Annotated in this window: 3 protein-coding genes; all 3 read right to left on the reverse strand. The window is 77.4% G+C overall.

Going from position 1 to position 2269, the window contains the following annotated elements:
* Nucleotides 1–323 precede the first annotated feature (323 nt).
* The gene (locus tag ABZW03_RS40040) at nt 324–674 is read right to left on the reverse strand and encodes a hypothetical protein (protein WP_355269697.1); all 351 of its coding nucleotides are present in this window, start codon (nt 672–674) and stop codon (nt 324–326) included.
* A 359-nt stretch (nt 675–1033) separates the two neighbouring features.
* Nucleotides 1034–1393, reverse strand: a complete 360-nt coding sequence (locus tag ABZW03_RS40045) for a hypothetical protein (RefSeq protein WP_355269698.1) — start codon at nt 1391–1393, stop codon at nt 1034–1036.
* Nucleotides 1394–1402: 9 nt separating this feature from the next.
* Nucleotides 1403–2173: a hypothetical protein gene (locus ABZW03_RS40050; protein WP_355269700.1), complete on the reverse strand. Its 771-nt coding sequence runs from the start codon at nt 2171–2173 to the stop codon at nt 1403–1405.
* Between the last annotated feature and the right edge of the window lie 96 nt (nt 2174–2269).

Genomic DNA, 2269 nt, shown 5'->3' on the forward strand with positions numbered 1-2269 from the left:
CCTTGTGGGCCAGCACGTTGCGCAGTGCGGTGCGATACATGGGGTGTCCTGGGAAGGGTCGGTGAGCGGGCTGCGGCTGCGGCTGGGTCAGCTGGGGCGGCCCGTCGGTGCTGCACCCTCGCCTGCCCGGGCCGCGCGGAGGAGGGCTGACGGGGGCTGACGGGGGCGCTACCCGTGGTTTCGCCCCCATGGTGGGTGTGCATGCAGGTTCCGGCGTCGGCCACCGGGGCGGGTGCCCTCACCCCCGCCCTCGCCCGGGCGCGGGCGAGGCCGCTTGGTCCTCGCTTCGGTGGTGGCGGCCCGTGCGCCCCAGATCCCCGGGCTCAGCCGTCGAAATGGAACCAGCGGACGCCGTGGTCGAGCAGCGGCGTCAAGGTCCCGCGATGGAGCGCGGCGAAGCGGATGCCTGCGTCGTCCCCGTCGGTGCTGAGCGCCGTGAGCAGGCCGGGGGCGACGAAGAACCGCGCGGCGTCGAAGGCCGGCAGGAACGGGCCCAGCGGCACGGGCCGGAGCGTGCTCAGCAGCGGGCCGGGGCTCGCGGCCGACAGCCGGTACGTCATGGCGGCGAGCATGGCCTCGAAGAGCGTGTACTCGAGCAGGAACCGGTGCGGGGGCTCCTCCTCGACGGTGGTCTCCGCGTACGCGCTGTGCGGGTCCTCGGTCTGCCACACCACGGGGTGGGCCCCGTCCGTCCGCGAGGCCGGCCACGGGACGGACCAGTCCAGGTAGCCCTGCGCCCACCGGGCGAAGACCAGCCGGTCGCCGAGCGGCCCGGTGGCGGGCTCGGGCCGGTCCAGTACCGGGTCGTGGAACCGGCGGAGCGCCGGGCGCCGGCGTGCCAGCCGGTGGAAGGCGGCCAGCGCTTCCGGCAGGTCGTCCGGCCCCGCTGAAGTCTCGTCCCTCCAGGCCGCCTCCGCCTCCTCGGCCGGGAACCACCCGAGGACGAACGACTCCAGGGCCCGGAGAGGCCAGTCCGCCGTCGGAACCGGTCCGGGTGCGGCGACCGGCCGGACCGCGTCCAGCAGCTCCCGGCTCAGCGGCCGGTCGAACTCCAGCTCGGCGTGGTCGAAGCCGGCCGCTCCCAGGGACGTCCCCCGGTGGAGGCGGCGCCGAGGGGCAGACAGCCCCGCTCCAGGCGGGCGAAGAGCCGGATCGGCGGGCTGTCCCGGAAGTCGAACCGCGGGAGGCCCTCCGGCACGTCCTCCCCGCGCAGGAGCACCTTCACGGAGTTCTGGACGCCGCCCACCGGGTCGCCCCCGGGCTCGATGAGGACGACGGTCGCGTCCGCTCCCGCCCCGATCAGCGTGCGGCCCATCGTGTACCGGCGGACCCCGGCTCCGGCGGCGGACAGCGCCGCCGCCTCGGTGATCAGGGGAGGAAGCGTCCGTGCCATGGCGGCACCCTACGCGGGACCGCCGACATCCCCCGCCCCTCCCCGCTCCCGGTCGGCCATGGCGTCGCCGATGAGGGCGGCGAGTTCGAGGTAGTCGAGGCGGGCCCGGGGGCGCAGGGCGGCGGGGGCCGGCCGGGGGTGGGCCGGGAGGGTGAGGGCGGCGCGGCAGCGGGTGCGGAAATGGGGGAGGAGGTCGCGGTCGGCGATCGGGCGCTCGGTGGACGGGGCGGGGGTGAAGGCGGCGGCCGCCCCGCGGACCAGTCCGTCGCGGCCGAGGGCGGTGAGGTGGTCGAGGAGGGCGTCGGCCGTGCGGGCCCCGGCGGCGGAGGCCTGGGCGCAGAGGACCAGGTGGTCGGCCTGTTCGGCGGCGGCGAGCTGCACCTCGGCGGGGGTGCCGGTGGCGTCGGTGAGGACCACCGGGTAGTCGCCGCCGGCCTCGCCGAGGGCCTCCCGCAGGGCGGCCGGGTCCGGCCGTACGGACCGCAGGACGAGCCCGCCGCCCGTGCGGCATTCGCTCCCGGCGGGCCCGGTGGTGGACAGGACGAGCACCGGCTCGGCCCGGTGCTCCGCGAGCAGCGCGCCGAGGACGCCCGCCACCCCGTCGGCCGGGCCGCCCAGGACGGCGATCCGGTGGCAGGCCCGCAGCGGCACCCGGACGCGTTCGAGCAGCTGGCGCCGCCGGGTCTCCCCGCCGCCGGGCAGGGCGAGCCGCCGGGCGCGCGGACGGTCCGTACCGGGGCGCTGTACGGGCACGGCGGGCAGCAGGCCGGGCGCCGCCACGGCCGGTCGCGGTGTCGGGCGACGGCGGCTACCGGCAGGAGACCGAGGCGTTCGTCGACGCGGTGCAGAGCCCGATGAAGGTCTCGTACAGCATGC

Origin of the sequence: Kitasatospora sp. NPDC004799, assembly GCF_040609095.1 — a bacterium.
Taxonomy (GTDB): Bacteria; Actinomycetota; Actinomycetes; order Streptomycetales; family Streptomycetaceae; genus Kitasatospora.

Bases quoted from the DNA above. Each gene is read 5' to 3' on its own strand.
- ABZW03_RS40045 (WP_355269698.1), bottom strand. From the start codon at position 1,393: ATGGCACGGACGCTTCCTCCCCTGATCACCGAGGCGGCGGCGCTGTCC.